Consider the following 16,089-nt stretch of genomic DNA (forward strand, 5'->3'; position numbering starts at 1 on the left):
AAAGGACTACGCAATGCGAATCGACCATCTGATCAACGGCGAAGCGTGCGCCGCGCAAGACTATTTCGAAACGGTCAATCCGGCCACACAGGACGTACTCGCCGAAGTGGCCCGTGGCGGCGCGCGAGAAGTGGATGCCGCCGTGCGCGCCGCCAAAGACGCATTTCCCGCCTGGGCCGGGAAGCCCGCCGCGGAACGCGCGAAGCTCGTGCGCAAGCTCGGCGAACTGATCGCGAGGCATGTGCCGGAAATCTCGGAGACCGAAACAAAGGACACCGGCCAGACCATTTCGCAAACGCGCAAGCAACTCGTGCCGCGCGCCGCCGACAACTTCAGCTACTTCGCCGAGATGTGCACGCGCGTCGACGGTCACACGTATCCGACCGACACGCATCTGAACTACACGCTGTTTCACCCGGTCGGCGTCTGCGCGCTGATCTCGCCGTGGAACGTGCCGTTCATGACCGCCACGTGGAAGGTCGCGCCGTGCCTCGCATTCGGCAACACGGCCGTGCTCAAGATGAGCGAACTGTCGCCGCTCACGGCGTCGATGCTTGGGCAACTGGCGCTCGAAGCCGGCATTCCCGCCGGGGTGCTGAACGTGGTGCACGGCTTCGGCAAGGAAACCGGCGAGCCGCTGGTCGCGCATCCCGATGTGCACGCGGTGTCGTTCACGGGATCGACGGCGACCGGCAACCGCATCGTGCAAACCGCGGGGCTGAAGAAATTCTCGATGGAACTCGGCGGCAAGTCGCCATTCGTCATTTTCGACGACGCCGATTTCGAACGCGCGCTCGACGCCGCCGTGTTCATGATCTTCTCGAACAACGGCGAGCGCTGCACGGCGGGTTCGCGCATTCTGGTGCAGCGCTCGATCTACGCGCGCTTCGCCGAGCGCTTCATCGAGCGCGCGAAGCGTTTGACCGTCGGCGATCCGCTGGCGGACAGCACCATCGTCGGGCCGATGATCAGCCAGGGGCATCTGGCGAAAGTGCGCAGCTATATCGAACTGGGCCCGCAGGAAGGCGCCACGCTCGCGTGCGGCGGCCTCGATACGCCGGACTTGCCCGACGCGATGCGCAAGGGCAACTTCGTCGTGCCGACGGTATTCGTCGATGTGGACAACCGCATGCGCATCGCGCAGGAAGAAATCTTCGGCCCAGTCGCGTGCCTGATTCCATTCGACGACGAAGCCGACGCGATCAGGCTCGCCAACGATATCTCGTACGGCCTGTCGAGCTACATCTGGACCGAGAACACGGGCCGCGCGCATCGTGTCGCCGCCGCCGTCGAAGCGGGCATGTGCTTCGTCAACAGCCAGAACGTGCGCGATCTGCGCCAGCCGTTCGGCGGCACCAAGGCATCGGGCGTGGGCCGTGAAGGCGGCACATGGAGCTACGAAGTGTTTCTCGAACCGAAAAACGTCTGCGTATCGCTCGGCTCGCATCACATTCCGCGCTGGGGTGTGTGACGCCGCCGAGGCGGTGAGAACCGAAGCGCGAACGTAACGTGCCTCGCGCCATACACAGAACAGCAACTATCTTGCATCGGGCCGCAGTCAGCGCTAACGCGCCAGTTGCAGCCGACACGGAGACCACGATGGGCAAACTCGCATTGGCAGCAAAAGTGACTCACGTCCCGTCGTTATATCTGTCCGAACTCGACGGCCCGCACAAAGGTTGCCGTCAGCCCGCCATCGACGGCCATCATGAAATCGGCCGGCGCTGCCGCGAACTGGGTGTCGATACGATCGTCGTGTTCGACGTGCACTGGCTAGTGAATAGCGAATACCACATCAATTGCGCACCCAGATTCGAGGGCGTGTACACCAGCAACGAGTTGCCGCATTTCATCAGGAACATGCCGTACGCGTATCCGGGCAATGCCGGGCTCGGGCATCTGATCGCCGAAGTCGCCAACGAAATGGGCGTAAAGAGCCGCGCGCACAGCGAAACCACGCTCGAACTCGAATACGGCACGCTGGTTCCGATGCGCTATATGAATAGCGATCAGCATTTCAAGGCCGTTTCGGTGGCGGGCTGGTGCATGTGGCACGACCTGGACACGAGTGCGCGCTTCGGTCTCGCGGTGCGCAAGGCGATTGAGGAGCGTTACGACGGCACCGTCGCGATCCTGGCGAGCGGCTCGCTCAGTCATCACTTCGCCAACAACGGCACGGCCGAGCAGTTCATGCACAAGGTGTGGAACCCGTTTCTCGAACAGATGGACCGCAGCGTCGTCGAGTTGTGGGAAGCCGGCGACTGGAAGACATTCTGCGCCATGCTGCCGCTTTACAACGAGAAATGCTGGGGCGAAGGCGGCATGCATGACACCGCGATGCTGCTCGGTGCGCTCGGTTGGGACCGATATGACGGCAAGGTGGAGGTCGTCACGCCGTATTTCGGCAGTTCGGGCACCGGCCAGATCAACGCGATCTTTCCGGTCACGCCGCTGCCTGCCTGAATAGTGAGGAGATCAACGTGCCGCATCTGACACTCGAATACAGCGCCAATCTCGCCGGTGCAGAGCGCATCGGCCAACTGTGCAACGCGCTCGCGCAATGCCTCGACGCGCAGCGCGAAAACATCGACGAAAGCGAACAGCGGGTCTATCCGCTCGGCGGCATTCGCGTGCGCGCTTTGCGCTGCGAGCAGTACTGCATCGCCGACGGCCGCCCCGACGCCGCATTCCTGCATGCGAACCTGAAAATCGGCGCAGGCCGCTCCGACGCCACGAAAAAGGCTACTGGCGATGCGCTGTTCGCCCTGATCAAACAGCACTTCGCGACCGAGTTCGAACAGCAGGGCCTGGCGTTGTCGCTGGAGATCGGTGAATTCAGCGAAGCAGGTACATGGAAGCACAACAATCTGCACGCGCGGCTCAAGGGCTGATACCCGAAGCCGCGCTGCGGTTCATAGAGATCCATCATGCTAGACGAACAGACTATCCGCGACCTCGCGTCGCAACTCGATCGCGCCGAAAAGACCCGTACACAACTGCGCCACTTCTCCGCGCAATATCCGCAGATGACCGTACAGGACGGCTACGCGATTCAACGCGAGTGGGTCAAGCTCAAACTGGCCGAGGGCCATGTGATCAAAGGCCGCAAGATCGGGCTGACGTCGCGCGCGATGCAGCGTTCGTCGCAGATCGACGAACCCGACTACGCCCCGCTGCTCGACAGCATGTTCATCGAAAACGGCCAGGACATTCGTGCAGACCGCTTCATCGCGCCGCGCGTCGAAGTGGAACTCGCGTTCGTGCTGGGCAAACCGCTGAAGGGCCCCGGCGTCACGCTATTCGACGTGCTCGACGCCACGGCCTACGTGAGCCCTGCGGTGGAAATCATCGACGCGCGCATCGAACAGTTCGACCGCGAGACCCACGCGCCACGCAAGGTCTACGACACGATCTCGGACTTCGCCGCGAATGCGGGCATCGTGCTCGGCGGCCGCCCGGTGCGTCCGCTCGATGTCGACCTGCGCTGGGTCGGCGCATTGCTCTATAAAAACGGCACCGTCGAAGAAAGCGGCCTTGCCGCGGCGGTGTTGAATCATCCGGCAACGGGCGTGGCGTGGCTCGCCAACAAGATCGCGCCGTACGACGAAGCACTGAACGCGAACGACGTGATCCTGAGCGGCTCGTTCACGAGCCCGATTGCGGCGCGCGCGGGCGACACCTTCCATGTCGACTATGGTCCGTTGGGCGGCATCGGTTTGAATTTCATCTAAGTGGAGCGATATGTCTTTACCGCACAACCCCTTCAAACGCGCGCTGGCGGAAGGCCGGCCGCAATTCGGCCTGTGGGCCGCGCTCGCCGACGCGTACGTGACCGAACTGCTGGCCACCGCCGGTTTCGACTGGCTGCTGATCGACAACGAGCATGCGCCCAACGACGTGCGCAGCACGCTCTCGCAATTGCAGGCAGTGGCCGCATATGCGTCGCATCCGGTGGTGCGCCCGGTGCGCAGCGACAGCGCATTGATCAAGCAGTTGCTCGACATCGGCGCGCAAACCCTGCTGCTGCCGATGATCGACACGGCCGCCCAAGCCGTCGATGCCGTGGCGGCCACGCGCTATCCGCCGCAAGGCATTCGCGGTGTAGGCAGTGCGTTGGCGCGGGCATCGCGCTGGAACCGGATACCGGACTATCTGAACACCGCCGCCGACGAGTTGTGCGTACTGGTGCAGGCGGAAACCGTGCAAAGCATGGAGAACCTGGCCGCGATTGCGCGCGTCGAGGGCGTCGACGGCGTGTTTTTCGGGCCGTCGGATCTGAGCGCGTCGATGGGCCTGCTCGGCAAGCCGGGCGACGCGAGCGTGCGCGCTGCGATTCGTCACGGCATCGACACCGTGCGTGGTACGGGCAAAGCGGCGGGCGTGCTGGCGCCCGATCCGGCGATCGCCGCCGACTATCTCGCGGCGGGCGCGAGCTTCGTCGCGGTCGGAACGGATACGGGTCTGCTGAGCCGCGCGGCGGCGGAGCTGGCCGCGTCGTATAAGAAAACCGCGGAAGTCGCCGCGCCGGTCAAAGACAAAGGCGGTTATTGAACCAGGCCATTTACACGCCCACGTCGTGTACGCAGCAAAGCACTACTCCCCCGCGGGCCACGGCAACCCCAGTTCCGACCAGTCCAGCTCCACGCCGATCACCGAGCGTCCGGCCGCGAATTGCACGGCCACCGTCACCGCTACGCAAGGCCGTCCGCTCGCCAGAGAAAGATAAGGATTACTGGCGACCGCCACGCCCGGCAACAGCACCGCATTGCGGAAATAAGGCCGATGATCCCATCGCGCATCCCGCGGATCCGCGACCGGATGCAGCGACGCGCCCTCCTTGCTCCAGGACGGCCCCTGCACCTCGTGACCGATCTGCCGTCCTGAATCGTCGAGGATGAAGCAACTGACGCAGCGCTCGAACGTCGCGAGCGTCGCAAACGCGTCGTCCGTCACGGCGCCGGCCAGCAACGCGTCGGCGGCGAGCCTCAACGCGACCCGGTACGGCTCCACTTCGGATTCGAACAACGCATGCTGATGCGCGTGCCCTTGGGCAATCACGTCGAAGGCGTCGTCGATCTGCTGGTGCATGGACTCCGGCGGCGCGATCTCCACCGCCGGCCGCCCGAGCAGATAGCCCTGCGCGAAATCCACATTTGATTCCACCGCGAGTATCAGCTCCTCGGTGGTTTCCACGCCTTCGACCACCACCAGCATCCCTGCCTGGTGCAGCAGCGAGACGAGCTTGGGCAGGATCGGCTGTTCGGTGCCGTGGGTGGTCGCGCGAATCAGTTCGCCGTCGAGCTTGACGAGGTCCGGGCGGATGCGCAGCAAGCGGTCCAGATTCGACTGCCCGGCGCCGAAGTCGTCGACAGCGATCAGGAAGCCGTGCTCGCGGTACACGGCCGCCGCCCGCGACATATCGTCGACACTGCCGCCGTGCGATTCGAGAATCTCCAGGATTACGCGCTCGGTGTCGAATCCCGAACTCCGCACGATAGTGGCGAGCTGATCGGCGTAACCGTCGGCGATGAAGGTGGCCGGCAGGATGTTGAGGAACAGCCACGCATCGCCCGGCAGCGACCGGCACGCGTTGCCCAGATGCACGGCATGGCTCGCCCGGTCGAGCGCGCCTTCGTCGTTGGACGGCTTCGGCGCGAACATGACCACGGGCGGCACCAGCGTCCCGTCCTCCTGCTCGCCGCGCAGCAGCGCCTCGAACCCCACCTGCTTCTGATGCGACAGGCTGTAGAGCGGCTGGAAGTGCGAGATCAGGTAAAAGTCGTCCCACCGATGCCGCCGCCCCGCGCTGCCCCCGATGGCCTGCGCCTCGGCGGCGAACGGCTGCGGCGCTTCGAGCGGCAACGCGCGTTCGGCGCACACGCGGTTCCTGCCTGAGTGCTTCGCGCGCAGCAACGCTTCGTCCGCGCGGTCGAGCAGCACCATGATGCTTTCGCCGCGCCGATGCTCGGCCACACCGAAGCTCGCGGTCAGATTGCCGTCCGGGCGTTCGATCGCTTCGATCGCGCCGCGCAGCCGTTCGGCCAGATGCAGCGCGCCCGCCAGGCCGTCGTGCAGCAGCACCGCGAACTCCTCACCACCAATCCGGCTCACGCTGTCTTGCGTGGTGGTCTCGTCCATCAGCACCTGGGCGACCCGGTGCAGCGCCTGGTCGCCGAGCGCATGGCCGAACCGGTCGTTCAAGGACTTGAAGTTGTCGATGTCGACGAAGATCGCGCTGATCCGCGCCTCGGGCGCAAGCGCGCCGAGGCGGCGTTCCGCCTGCTTGAGGAAGGCGCGGCGGTTTTGCAGGCCAGTCAGCGGATCGGTCGCCGCGAGTTGCGCGAGCTGGCTTTCGAGCAGGAAGTGATTGCGCCTGAAGCGGTAAAAGCCGAAGTGAAACACCATCGAAGTCGGCACGCCGATCGCCAAGATCCACATCCACACGGCGATGTCGACGTCGTGCGCAAGCGGCTCGCCGAGCAGCAGCACGAACGCCGCCGCATAGAAGAGCACGCTGCCTGTGAAGAAGTGAGTCGGCGTGAGCCACAGCGGCGCCGCGCAGACCGGGATCACCACCAGCGCGGGCAGCACCCATAGCAGCGGCTGCGCGAGGCCGGCGGTGTTCAGCGCGAGGCCCGCTACCAGCACCTGCATGTACGCGACGCCGATCGCGCCGAACACCCAGGTCGATTTCGCATTCGGGATCGCCAGCACCAGCAGGACGAGCAGCAGCGCGCAGAACAGCCGGTAGGCGAGCGGCGTCGCCGGGCCGTCGACGAGGTTGCGCGCGCCGACCATGCACAGGAACGCGACCACCGTGAATGCCATTGTCACCGTGGACAGTGGGCGCTGATGCTCCAGCGAGCGCCGGTGAAAGCGCTCGCGCAGACCGGGCTCGGGCAGATGCTGCGTTGAGGTGGCAGACATATCGATGGTTATCAGGCTGGTTCCAGTCACTCCGCCAATGGTTATCGGCAAATGTCTTACGAATATTTATGCCTGTCGCGCAAATGGAGGTAAAAATTCCCTTGATGCCCGAGCTGGTGCCAGCGTTGGGTGCCCGCGTTGGTGCCCCGTCGGTGCCCATTACGCCGCCGCCATCACGCGATCGCGGCCCGATTGCTTGGCCGCATAGAGCGCCCCGTCGGCGCGCGCCATAAACTGGGCGAGCGATTCGGCGCGTCGATGCTGATCCACCCCCACGCTGAAGGTGTACCGCAGCCCGCGCGGCAAGCCGGCCGGCGCGGACGTGGGCAGCCGCCCGCGCAGGCGCTCGAGCAACGCGACCGCGTCGGCGGTGGTGGTGGCCGGGCACAGCACACCGAACTCCTCGCCGCCCAGCCGGCCGAACACGTCGCCGACCCGCAGGTTGTCGGCGACGAACGCCGCAAAGTGGGCCAGCACCTGATCGCCGGCGGCGTGGCCGTAGGTATCGTTGACGGCCTTGAACGAGTCGATGTCGATAATCGCCATTGTCAGCGGCGAGCGGGCCCGCAGCGACGCCTTCAACAGCGTGTCGCCGATCGCCAGGAAGGCGCGGCGCGTCAGCGCACCCGTCAGGTCGTCGACGTTCGCGAGCCGCTCGAGCCGTTCAGCGAGGCGGTCGTGCGCCAGCATCACGACGCCGATAGACAGACACGGCGGCGCGAGAATGCCGAGCGCGAGGAAGAGGATGTTGGACGGCGTGACCTGCATCAGGCCGTTCTGCATGAGGACGCCGAAGCCGTACATCACGCCGCGCGACGCATGCCCCGCGCATAGCAGCATGGCCGCCACCGCGAGGAAGTAGTAGCTGTAGCGCGGCCGGTGCGACGGGCGGCCGCGCAACATCAGCGCGGCGAGCACTGCGTAGAGCCCCGCGTGATACGCCGACACCAGCGTGACGCGCGCATTGAAGTCCGGCACAACGAAGGTCCAGTACGAAATGCCGATCAACACCGCGACGAGACCCGCGTAGGCCGCCCATGGCCGCGTGCGGCGGCCGAGAAAACGCAGACAGCCTTCGATCACGAGCAATAGCGACATGGCCAGCAACTCGTTGGCCGCGACGAAGGTCAGCCAGCGCGATGCATGTCCTTGCAGCGCGAACGCGAACAGCGCCACGATCGCGACCGCGTTGGCCGCGATCCAGTAGCCGACGCCGGGAATCGCCGCGCGCCATAACGACCCGAGCACGGCCATCGCCATCGCGCTGGATAAAACGGTGACGAGCAGAATGCTGAGTGGATTGAGCATGGCAAGTGAATGACTCGAACGACGTGACAGCGGCACGACCCTGTAACGCGTACCCGTGCACGCGCTTGATCCGGGTGATGAATACCGAACTTCACGCACACGCCTGCGCCATTGCATGCGCGGCGAGTGGTGCGCGCTTTCGTCAGCTTATACGTTCTGCGTAAAAATTACTGCACGCCATAGCAAGGGAAGATTTTGTAAGCATCCGCGACGGCAAATCCCTGTACTGTCCGCCAAGCGTTGCATTTACCACGAAATGGCAATGCAAAAAGAGCCGCGCAATTATCCGTTAATGCATCTGGGCCTGACGAATTCACGTGCTGTATAGGCCGCGGGGGCGTGCTCCCCGCGATGGCATCAGCAAAAATTACGTAATCGCCATGCATCCACTAGACGCAATTTTGCGTATAAGCTGACGAATGGAAAGTGGCTAAAAGTTAATGTCTTAAGTAGACTTCCCCCCGAAGTGTGCCGGGCTGACTGGACAGTTTTTTAAAGGTCACTTTATGGACGCGTGCAACGCGCGATTTTCCCGAACACTTCGATATTCACCCGGCCGTCGCGTCCTTTGTGCGAATCGGAGCAACGGCCATCCCCCGGAAACCATGGTCCCCATTCTCGATTACCTGCTGGAACGCCAGCTCTCGCCACAGTGGCGCGGCATGCTGACCGCGCTGGCCTCCGAGTTTGAAGCGCAGATCGGCCGCGACGAACTGCGGCAACTGATGCATCGCGTCGGCAGCCGGTTCGCGGCGGCGCATCCGCTGCCCGCCTGCGGATCGACGGCCGAGCTTGCGCACGCGTTGAATTTGTACTGGCAGGAGATGGATTGGGGCTACATCGAACTGGCCGACGAAGCCGAGTCGCTGCGCATCGTCCACTACTGTGCACCGCTGCAGGCATTCGGCGACGCCGCGCTGACATGGACCCCAGCGTTTCTCGAAGGGGTCTATCAGACGTGGTTGAGCGCGCTCGGCGCGCAAGGTCTGTCGGTCGCGCAAACGAGTGCGTACGGCGAGGACAGCGCGATCGAGTTTCGCCTGGGCCGTCATCCTGCATGACCGGCGTGAACGATGCGGCTGGCGGATCGAGCGGGCGCGACGTGTGCGCGTGCCGGGCACGCGCCGCGCAACTCGCGCTCGCGGCCGGTGCACCGGGCGAGGCAACGCAACAGGTCGAGGCACCCGGGAAGGAAGCAACGCAGTAAGCAGACGCGTCTGACCGGTACGCGTGCAGTGGCGGCGGTAAGAAGGGTTGAGCGCCGCGAGCAGGTAAGGATGGGGGCAGGACAAGTCATGAATAAGACGGCGGCATTATGAGTTCATCGAGCGACATCGAAAAACTATTCGATCATTTTGGCGGCGACGCCAACGCGTACCAGGAAATCGGCCGCGAAAACGAAGCGCGTTCGGCGCGCACGCGTTGGCCGCTTCTGGTGACGCTGGATCTGACGCAACCGGCGATTCCGGCGATCGGGCAAGCTCGGGAGGCGAAGCCGCAGGCGCCGGTGAGCGCCGCGCCGACAGCCGTCGATCGTCAGGACACGGCGCCCAGAGACGTCGCCGCGGTGACGCGTGCGAAGGCGCCGTTGTTCACGCGCTCGCATCGACGGGACATTCCGCCGGTGGCGGTGGCCGCCGCAGCGCCGGCTGCGCCGAGCGGCGCATCGCGATTCGGCGCGCCTGAAGCGGAAACTGAAAGCACGGTGTGGGATGCGTCCGGTGGCGGGAGGACCGCTGCTGCACAACATGCGGCTTCCGCGCCGATTGCGCCTGTGGCGTCCGCTGCTTCGGCTGCGTTTGCGCCGGCTACACCGGTGACACCCATTGTGTCCGCGCCTGTCGCGCCGGTTCCTCATTCGGCTGCGTTTGCGCCCGTTGCCGCCGTGCCTGCAGTTCCGCTCGCCGCAGCGGCCGCGCCGGTTGCCGGCGCGTCGCCCGCGTTCCCTTTCCCGTTCCGGACGCCGGTTACGCAAACGCCTTCGGCCGCACCGGCCGTCGCGCCCATGTGGGCGCAAGCGCCGGCACGCGCAGTCGCTTCCACGCCGGCATTCGCACCGACACCGGCATTCGCAGCCACTTACGCACCCGCCACCCCGGCCGCCCAACCCGCCCCGCCCGCATCCATCCTCGGCAAACTCTTCGCCGCGGACCCGCAACCCGCGCCGCCGCAACCCGCCGCGCCCGCTAACGAATCCGCGCCGCTGCAATCGGTCTTCGACCGTCTGCGCGGCGCACCCGCTCCCACTCCCGCCACGCCGGCCGACGCATCGCGCGCCGCCGCGCCCGGCATTGCCCATTCGTGGCTGGTCAACGGCCCGCGTCGCTCATGAAAGTCATTGCAGTGGTGTCCGCCAAGGGCGGCGTCGGCAAGACCACCCTCGCCGCCAATCTCGCTTCCGTGCTGGCCGCCAGCGGCCGGCGCGTGATCGCCCTCGACCTCGACCCGCAAAACGCCCTGCGCCTGCACTTCGGCGTGCCGCTCGACAGCATCGACGGCCTGTCGCGCGCGACGCTTACCGGCGACCCGTGGCAAACCGTGATGTTCGACGGCGTCGACGGCGTGACCGTGCTGCCCTACGGCGCCGTGCTCGAAGACGACCGCCGCCGTTTCGAAGCGTATATCGACCAGGAACCGCGCTGGCTCGCGCAGTCGCTGCAGAACCTGCGGCTCGACGCATCGGACATCGTCATCATCGACACGCCGCCGGGTTCCTCCACTTATGTGCGCACCGCGTTGTGCGCGGCCAACTTCGCGTTGAACGTGGTGCTCGCCGACGCCGCCTCGTACGCGGCGATTCCGCAGATGGAGCGGCTGATCGCGACCTACGCGGCGCCGCGCGCCGAGTTCGGCGGTGACGGCTACGTGATCAACCAGATCGACCAGTCGCGCCAGTTGACCAAGGACGTGCTCAAGGTGCTGCGCCAGATGCTCGGCGCGAAGGTCTTTCCGGGCGTGATCCATCTTGACGAAGGCGTGAGCGAAGCGCTCGCGTGCGACACCACGCTGCTCCATTACGACCCGCTCAGCCAGGCCGCCGCCGATTTCCGCGCATGCGGCACATGGCTGACGGCGGCGCTCGATGCAATCGCCGTCTCGCCGAGGAACGTCGCATGAGCACGCAGGAATCGCCGCCGGCGCAAGGCGCCGAAGGCGCCGAGCCGTCGCGCTTCGAGCGTTTCGTCGATGCCGGCTTCTGGAACAGCCGCATCGTCACCGTGTTCGTGACGGCGTTCGCGCTCGGCATGCTGTACTTCGTGTTCACGGTGCCGCTCGAGTTCTACCAGCAACTCGCGTTCGCGACCTGCTGCTTCCTGATCGCGCTGCTGTTCCGCCGCCTGCAAGGCCGCTACGCGACCATGGTGATGATCATGCTGTCGGTGGTCACGTCGGGCCGCTACATGTACTGGCGGCTCACCGCGACCACCTACTGGGAGCATCCGCTCGATGCCGCGTGGGGTCTGCTGCTGGTGTCCGCCGAAGTCTATTCGACCATCGTGCTGCTGCTCGGCTACTTCCAGACCGCCTGGCCGCTCAAGCGCACGCCGCTGCCGCTGCCCACCGCGCGCGACGAATGGCCGAGCGTCGACGTGTTTATTCCGACCTACAACGAGCCGCTGTCGGTGGTGAAGCCGACCATCTACGCCGCGCTCGCACTCGACTATCCGCCCGAGAAAATCTCGATCCACGTACTCGACGACGGCCGCCGTCCCGAGTTCAAGGCGTTCTGCGAGGAAGTCGGTGTCAACTGGACGATCCGCACGCACAACCGCCACGCGAAAGCCGGCAACATCAACGAAGCGCTGAAGATCACGAGCGGCGAGTACATCGCGATCTTCGACTGCGATCACATTCCGACCCGCTCGTTCCTGCAGGTCGGCCTCGGCTGGTTCCTGCGCGACAAGCTGCTGTCGATGCTGCAAACGCCGCACCATTTCTTCAACGCCGACCCGTTCGAGCGCAATCTCGGCACCTTCCGCAAGGTGCCGAACGAAGGCGAGCTGTTTTATGGGCTGGTGCAGGACGGCAACGACCTGTGGAACGCGACTTTCTTCTGCGGCTCGTGCGCCCTCCTGCGCCGGACCATGGTCGAAGAGATCGGCGGCATCGCGGTCGAGACCGTGACCGAAGACGCGCACACCGCGCTCAAGCTGCACCGCCTCGGCTACACCACCGCGTATCTGGCGATTCCGCAAGCCGCGGGACTCGCCACCGAAAGCCTGTCCGGCCACATCGGCCAGCGGATTCGCTGGGCGCGCGGCATGACGCAGATCTTCCGGATCGACAATCCGCTGACCGGCAAGGGCCTGAAGTTCGGCCAGCGGCTGTGCTATCTGAACGCGATGATGCACTTCTTCTACGGCATCCCGCGTCTGGTGTTTCTCACCGCGCCGCTTTCGTATCTGTTCTTCGGCGCGCACGTGATCGAAGCCGCCGCCAGCACGATCGCGATCTACGCGCTGCCGCACATGATGCACGCGAGCATCACCAACTCGCGCATGCAGCGCTCGTTTCGCCATTCTTTCTGGGCCGAAGTGTATGAATCGGTGCTGGCGTCGTACATCACCGCGCCGACGCTGCTCGCGCTGATCAACCCGAAGCTCGGCAAGTTCAACGTGACGGCCAAGGGCGGCCAGATCGAGAAGAACTATTTCGACTGGGCGATCTCGCGGCCGTATCTGTTCCTGCTGTTGCTCAACCTGATCGGCTTCTGCGTGGGCCTCGCGCACATCTATCTGAACTGGCACGTGCGCAGCGTGGTCGAGACCACCGTCCTGAATCTGGCGTGGACCACGTACAACATGCTGATTCTCGGTGCGAGCGTGGCCGCCGCGAGCGAGCGCCGGCAGATTCGCGCGGTGCACCGCGTGGCGATGAAGATGCCGGTGATGCTCAAGTTCTCGACCGGCCGCACGCTCGCCTGCGAAACCATCGACTACTCGGAAGGCGGCGTCGGCGTGGCGCTGCCGGCCGCGATCCAGGTGCCGATGCACGAGCGCGTGACGGTGTCGCTGTTTCGCGGCGACGAGGAATACGCGTTTCCCGCGACTGTCGGCTTCACCGCGCCGGGGCGCGTGGGCCTGCGTTTCTCGGCGCTGACGCGCGAGCAGGAGTACGAGTTCGTCAAGACCACTTTCGCGCGCGCGGACGCCTGGACCGGCTGGGCCGAAGGCCGTCAGCAGGACACGCCGCTGCGCGGTCTGTCGCACGTGCTGAGGGTCGGCGCGCGCGGCATCGGCGGGCTGTTCGAACATCTTTACGCCGACCTTCGCAGTTCGATGAAAAGCCGTCCGGTGGACGTCAAGAAGCTAAAAACCAAAGACTGATCAATGGGCAACAGGATGGCGAAGGACAAGATCGAACGCTCGAATCACGAGCGCGGCAGGACCGGATTGCACAGGTTGGTAACGCGCAACGTCGGACGCTCCGGCTCGCGACGGCTGATGCGCGGCCTCGCCTGCTGGCTCGCGTTGCAGACGGCGCTGGCCGCGCCGCTGGCGTCGGCGGCTGAAGTGGTCGCGGCGGCTGGCGCAAGCGCCGCGCCGGCCGCCGGCGTCGGCAGCGTGCCCGCCCCCAGCCCCGCTATGCTCTTCGACCCGAACGCGATCCAGCAGCCGCAACTCGCCACGCCGACGCCCGCGCTCACCGCGGCCACGGTGAAGGCGTTGGGCGTCAGGACGCCGACCACCGCCGAACCCGGCACGCTGGTGCCGGGCGGCCGACGCCAAACGCTGACCTTCGCCGACCTCGGCGCACTCGACCCGCTGCAACTGCGCGGCACCGACGGCCAGAACGGCGTGGCGTTCTCCGTGCGCGGCGACGAAGTGGTGACCGGCGCGGTGCTGCATCTGATCTACAGCTACTCGCCCGCGCTGCTCGCCAACCTTTCGCAACTCAAGGTGCTGGTGAACGGCGAAGTCGCCGCCACGCTGCCCGTGCCGAAGGAACAGGCGGGCATGCTGGTGGCGCGTGACGTGTCGATCGATCCGCGCTTCATCACCGAATTCAACCACCTGAACGTGCAGTTGATCGGCCATTACACGACGAGCTGCGAAGACCCGGCGAATTCTTCTTTGTGGGCCACGGTCAGCAATGCGAGCTCGCTCGACCTGACCTATGCGTCGCTCGCCAGCGCGCCGGATCTGGCCGCGCTGCCTGCGCCCTTCTTCGACCGCCGCGACGTGCGCCGGCTCGAACTGCCTTTCGTGTTTGCGCAGAAGCCCGGCGCGGGCACGCTCGAAGCGGGCGGCATCGTCGCGTCGTGGTTCGGCGCGCTGGCCGGCTATCGCGGCGCGCTGTTTCCCGCGCAACTGGACAACGCGCCGCTGTCGGGCAACGCCGTGGTGTTCGCCACCGACGACCAGCGCCCCGCCGGCGTAACGCTGCCTGCGATCTCCGGCCCGACCATCGCGGTGGTCGATCGCGCGGCGCCCGCGCGCGGCAAGCTGCTGCTCGTGATGGGCCGCACCGAAGCCGAACTGAAGACCGCCGCGAAGTCGCTCGGCATCGGCCAGAACACGCTCTCCGGCCCGAGCGCGACGATCACGCAACTGACCGAACTCACGCCGCGCGTGCCCTACGACGCGCCGAACTGGCTCGCGACCAATCGTCCGGTGCGTTTCGGCGAACTCGCCAATCCGCGTGACCTGACCGTGTTCGGTTATGACGCCGACGCCGTACGCATCAACATGCGCGTGCCGCCCGATCTCTTCATGTGGCACACGCGCGGCGCGCCGCTGGATCTGCGCTACCGCTACACCGTGCGGCCGGCGCGCGACCGCTCGTCGTTGAACGTGAGCGTGAACAACGGCTTCGTGCAGGCGCTGCCGATTCCGGCTGAGTCCGCGTCGGTGTTCGAGCTGAGCCATTACTTCGGCCGCATCATGCCCGACCGCACCGCCGAAGCGCGCCGCACCGTGCGCATTCCGCCGCTGCTGCTGACGCCGCGCGCGCAATTGCGCCTGCATTTCTACTACGACATTCCGAACACCGGCGAATGTCATGGCCGTCTGCTCGACAACGTGGTCGGCGCGATCGATCCGAACTCGACCATCGACCTCTCGTCGTTCCCGCATTACATGGCGCTGCCCGATCTGGCCGCGTTCGCCAATAGCGGCTTCCCGTTCACGCGCATGGCGGACCTTTCCGAGACCGCCGTGATCCTGCCGAACGACGCCGATTCGAGCGACTACAGCCTGTATCTGCTGACCATGGGCCGCATGGGTGAATCGACCGGCTACCCGGTGACGGGCGTGACGGTCGGCAGCGCCGACGACGCCGACAGGTACGCGAGCAAGGACCTGCTGATTTTCGGCGCGCCGGGCAAGCAGCCGCTGTTGCAGCGCTGGGCCAAATCGATGCCGTTCTCGAGCGACGGCAACGCGCACAGCTTCCGCCTCTCCGACATCGCCTTCTGGCTGCAGGACTGGTGGCACGGCGAACGCGGCGTCGAGCGCACGCCCGCGCGCGCCGACCTGACGCTCGTGAGTTCGAACGGCGCCGCCTTGCTGAGCGGCTTCGAGTCGCCGTTGCAGAAGAACCGCAGCGCCGTCGCGCTGGTGAGCGCGGCCGGGCAGTCTGACGCCGACCTCTCGAGCGCGCTGCTCGACGCCGACGTGCTGCCGAAGATTCAAGGCGCGATGGCCGTGATCCACGGCCGCGACGTCACCATCACGTCGAACGGCGACGCGTACTACGTCGGCCATCTGTCGCCGCAGGAATATCTGCGCTGGGCGCTGTCCTCGCATCCGCTGCTGCTGATGCTCGGCGGCGTGCTCGCGGCGCTGATCATCGCCGGCCTCTTCTACCGGACGCTGCGCTCGATCGCCGCGCGCCGCCTGAAGGACTGACAGG

The 16,089-nt window shown here is 65.7% G+C and carries 13 protein-coding genes; 11 read left to right on the top strand and 2 right to left on the bottom strand.

Going from position 1 to position 16,089, the window contains the following annotated elements:
- Window positions 1-13 precede the first annotated feature (13 nt).
- The 5 genes from hpaE (at window position 14) to hpaI (ending at window position 4,551) form a co-directional block, all read left to right on the top strand.
- The gene (hpaE, locus tag PQQ53_RS10370; RefSeq protein WP_408323967.1) at window positions 14-1,471 is read left to right on the top strand and encodes a 5-carboxymethyl-2-hydroxymuconate semialdehyde dehydrogenase; all 1,458 of its coding nucleotides are present in this window, start codon (window positions 14-16) and stop codon (window positions 1,469-1,471) included.
- A gap of 128 nt (window positions 1,472-1,599) precedes the next feature.
- The gene (gene hpaD / locus PQQ53_RS10375; RefSeq protein WP_408142562.1) at window positions 1,600-2,463 is read left to right on the top strand and encodes a 3,4-dihydroxyphenylacetate 2,3-dioxygenase; all 864 of its coding nucleotides are present in this window, start codon (window positions 1,600-1,602) and stop codon (window positions 2,461-2,463) included.
- A gap of 17 nt (window positions 2,464-2,480) precedes the next feature.
- A complete protein-coding gene (locus PQQ53_RS10380; protein WP_408142564.1) occupies window positions 2,481-2,891 on the top strand; it encodes a 5-carboxymethyl-2-hydroxymuconate Delta-isomerase in 411 nt (136 codons plus the stop codon).
- A 36-nt stretch (window positions 2,892-2,927) separates the two neighbouring features.
- Complete coding sequence (gene hpaH / locus PQQ53_RS10385; RefSeq protein ID WP_408142566.1) at window positions 2,928-3,731, top strand: 2-oxo-hept-4-ene-1,7-dioate hydratase; 804 nt, start codon at window positions 2,928-2,930, stop codon at window positions 3,729-3,731.
- Between the two features lie 10 nt (window positions 3,732-3,741).
- Window positions 3,742-4,551 carry a 4-hydroxy-2-oxoheptanedioate aldolase gene (hpaI, locus tag PQQ53_RS10390; protein WP_408323969.1) on the top strand — a complete coding sequence of 270 codons (810 nt, stop codon included), beginning with the start codon at window positions 3,742-3,744 and terminating at the stop codon, window positions 4,549-4,551.
- Window positions 4,552-4,593: 42 nt separating this feature from the next.
- On the opposite strand, the gene PQQ53_RS10395 is transcribed toward hpaI, so the two are convergent.
- Window positions 4,594-6,927 (bottom strand): EAL domain-containing protein, encoded by a 2,334-nt coding sequence (locus PQQ53_RS10395; RefSeq protein ID WP_408323971.1) that lies wholly within the window; start codon window positions 6,925-6,927, stop codon window positions 4,594-4,596.
- Window positions 6,928-7,086: 159 nt separating this feature from the next.
- Window positions 7,087-8,235, bottom strand: a complete 1,149-nt coding sequence (locus PQQ53_RS10400) for a GGDEF domain-containing protein (RefSeq protein WP_408142572.1) — start codon at window positions 8,233-8,235, stop codon at window positions 7,087-7,089.
- A 605-nt stretch (window positions 8,236-8,840) separates the two neighbouring features.
- On the opposite strand from PQQ53_RS10400, the gene bcsD reads away from it, so the two are divergent.
- The 6 genes from bcsD to bcsB all read left to right on the top strand — a co-directional run bounded on the left by bcsD (window position 8,841) and on the right by bcsB (window position 16,085).
- Window positions 8,841-9,296, top strand: coding sequence for a cellulose biosynthesis protein BcsD (gene bcsD, locus PQQ53_RS10405; protein WP_408153056.1), 456 nt, complete (start codon window positions 8,841-8,843; stop codon window positions 9,294-9,296).
- Window positions 9,293-9,442, top strand: coding sequence for a hypothetical protein (locus PQQ53_RS10410; RefSeq protein WP_408323972.1), 150 nt, complete (start codon window positions 9,293-9,295; stop codon window positions 9,440-9,442). Before bcsD ends, PQQ53_RS10410 begins: the two co-directional genes overlap by 4 nt.
- Before the next feature lie 108 nt (window positions 9,443-9,550).
- Window positions 9,551-10,567 carry a cellulose biosynthesis protein BcsP gene (bcsP, locus tag PQQ53_RS10415; RefSeq protein WP_408323974.1) on the top strand — a complete coding sequence of 339 codons (1,017 nt, stop codon included), beginning with the start codon at window positions 9,551-9,553 and terminating at the stop codon, window positions 10,565-10,567.
- Window positions 10,564-11,352, top strand: a complete 789-nt coding sequence (gene bcsQ, locus PQQ53_RS10420; protein WP_408153060.1) for a cellulose biosynthesis protein BcsQ — start codon at window positions 10,564-10,566, stop codon at window positions 11,350-11,352. Before bcsP ends, bcsQ begins: the two co-directional genes overlap by 4 nt.
- Window positions 11,349-13,562, top strand: coding sequence for a UDP-forming cellulose synthase catalytic subunit (gene bcsA, locus PQQ53_RS10425; RefSeq protein ID WP_408142581.1), 2,214 nt, complete (start codon window positions 11,349-11,351; stop codon window positions 13,560-13,562). The genes bcsQ and bcsA overlap by 4 nt, the downstream gene beginning before the upstream one ends.
- A 3-nt stretch (window positions 13,563-13,565) precedes the next feature.
- The gene (gene bcsB, locus PQQ53_RS10430) at window positions 13,566-16,085 is read left to right on the top strand and encodes a cellulose biosynthesis cyclic di-GMP-binding regulatory protein BcsB (RefSeq protein WP_408323977.1); all 2,520 of its coding nucleotides are present in this window, start codon (window positions 13,566-13,568) and stop codon (window positions 16,083-16,085) included.
- The last annotated feature ends 4 nt before the right edge of the window (window positions 16,086-16,089 follow it).

The organism is Paraburkholderia strydomiana (genome assembly GCF_046030495.1).
Lineage (GTDB): Bacteria > Pseudomonadota > Gammaproteobacteria > Burkholderiales > Burkholderiaceae > Paraburkholderia > Paraburkholderia strydomiana_A.

What these genes read in the sequence shown, in the direction of transcription:
- hpaE (WP_408323967.1), top strand. Translation starts at nt 14, where the DNA reads ATGCGAATCGACCATCTGATCAACGGCGAAGCGTGCGCCGCGCAAGAC.
- hpaD (WP_408142562.1), top strand. Translation starts at nt 1,600, where the DNA reads ATGGGCAAACTCGCATTGGCAGCAAAAGTGACTCACGTCCCGTCGTTA.
- hpaH (WP_408142566.1), top strand. Translation starts at nt 2,928, where the DNA reads ATGCTAGACGAACAGACTATCCGCGACCTCGCGTCGCAACTCGATCGC.
- hpaI (WP_408323969.1), top strand. Translation starts at nt 3,742, where the DNA reads ATGTCTTTACCGCACAACCCCTTCAAACGCGCGCTGGCGGAAGGCCGG.
- PQQ53_RS10395 (WP_408323971.1), bottom strand. Translation starts at nt 6,927, where the DNA reads ATGTCTGCCACCTCAACGCAGCATCTGCCCGAGCCCGGTCTGCGCGAG.
- PQQ53_RS10400 (WP_408142572.1), bottom strand. Translation starts at nt 8,235, where the DNA reads ATGCTCAATCCACTCAGCATTCTGCTCGTCACCGTTTTATCCAGCGCG.
- bcsD (WP_408153056.1), top strand. Translation starts at nt 8,841, where the DNA reads ATGGTCCCCATTCTCGATTACCTGCTGGAACGCCAGCTCTCGCCACAG.
- PQQ53_RS10410 (WP_408323972.1), top strand. Translation starts at nt 9,293, where the DNA reads ATGACCGGCGTGAACGATGCGGCTGGCGGATCGAGCGGGCGCGACGTG.
- bcsP (WP_408323974.1), top strand. Translation starts at nt 9,551, where the DNA reads ATGAGTTCATCGAGCGACATCGAAAAACTATTCGATCATTTTGGCGGC.
- bcsQ (WP_408153060.1), top strand. Translation starts at nt 10,564, where the DNA reads ATGAAAGTCATTGCAGTGGTGTCCGCCAAGGGCGGCGTCGGCAAGACC.
- bcsA (WP_408142581.1), top strand. Translation starts at nt 11,349, where the DNA reads ATGAGCACGCAGGAATCGCCGCCGGCGCAAGGCGCCGAAGGCGCCGAG.
- bcsB (WP_408323977.1), top strand. Translation starts at nt 13,566, where the DNA reads ATGGGCAACAGGATGGCGAAGGACAAGATCGAACGCTCGAATCACGAG.